Here is a 1,169-nt window from a genome sequence, read left to right as displayed (position 1 = left end):
GGCCGATCCCATCCACGATCTGGTCAAACACTTTCTTATGGGCGAACAGTCGCGATCCCGCAGTGCAGACCTGGCCGCTATTGGCAAAAATGCCCTGCGTGACACCGGGAATGGCAACCGACATGTCAGCATCGGGAAAGACGATAACGGGCGACTTCCCTCCCAGTTCGAGCGACACTTTCTTCAAATTGCCAGCGGCGGCCCTGACGATTATACGACCGATTTCGCTGGAACCCGTAAAGGCAACCTTGTCGATCTGCGGGTGTGAGGCGATCGCCGCGCCCGCCGTCGGCCCAAAACCGGTCACGATGTTGATCACGCCAGCGGGAATGCCGGCCTCCTGGGCCAGTTCGCCGAAGCGCAGCGCTGTCAGCGGGGTCTGCTCTGCCGGCTTGAGCACGATCGTGCAGCCGGTGGCCAGCGCCGGAGCGACCTTCCAGGCCAGCATGAGCAGTGGCGCATTCCACGGAATGATCTGCCCGACGACCCCGACCGGCTCACGCACGGTGAAGGCATGGTACTTGTCCGGCGCCGAGATCGAAATGGTTTCCCCCGTGATCTTGGTCGCCCAGCCCGCCATGTAGCGGAACATATCTACGCTGAGCGCAACGTCTGAATTCCTAGCATTGGCAAGCGGCTTGCCATTGTTGAGAACCTCCAGTTCGGCCAGTTCATCGGCGTTCTGTTCCAGCAGATCCGCGAGTTTCCAGATGAGACGTCCACGCTCGCTGGGCGTGATGCGGCTCCATGGGCCTTCTTCAAAGGCCCGCCGGGCAGCTTTGACGGCCATGTCGATATCCTTGGTGTCGCCCTCCGGAACCTGCGCAATTACGCGTCCCGTGCCCGGATCATATGTGTCGAAAACCTTCCCGGACCGAGCCGGCACCCATTTTCCATCGATAAGGAGTTTTTTGTCCTGTCGTAAAAAGGACGCCGCCTTCACTCCAATTTGGAACTGCTCAGCATATGTGTTCATCGAATTCTCCATCGGTATAGGGAAGCGCCTTGCTCGGATTCGTCCAAAGGCGTCCATCTGAAGCGCCCTTTAGAGCCTGTCACTCGATCACGAAGTGGTCGGGTCCAACCACGCGAGGCTGCCGCTTCGGCGGAATGAAATCGAGCGACCGCATGGGCGACGGCAATTCGGTCACCGGCTTGCCGATCAAGCG

General features: G+C 59.7%; 1 protein-coding gene. It reads right to left on the bottom strand.

Annotated features, from left to right (window positions below; all coding sequences use genetic code 11):
• Nucleotides 1-976, bottom strand: a 976-nt coding sequence (locus tag EOA22_RS34470; RefSeq protein WP_127390655.1) for an aldehyde dehydrogenase family protein, incomplete at its 3' end; no start/stop codon positions are given.
• Nucleotides 977-1,169 lie beyond the last annotated feature (193 nt).

It is taken from the genome of Mesorhizobium sp. M7A.F.Ca.US.014.04.1.1 (assembly GCF_003998745.1).
Lineage (GTDB): Bacteria > Pseudomonadota > Alphaproteobacteria > Rhizobiales > Rhizobiaceae > Mesorhizobium > Mesorhizobium ciceri.
Note: the sequence above shows the minus strand (reverse complement) of the source record. Positions and strands in the feature narration are given on the sequence as shown.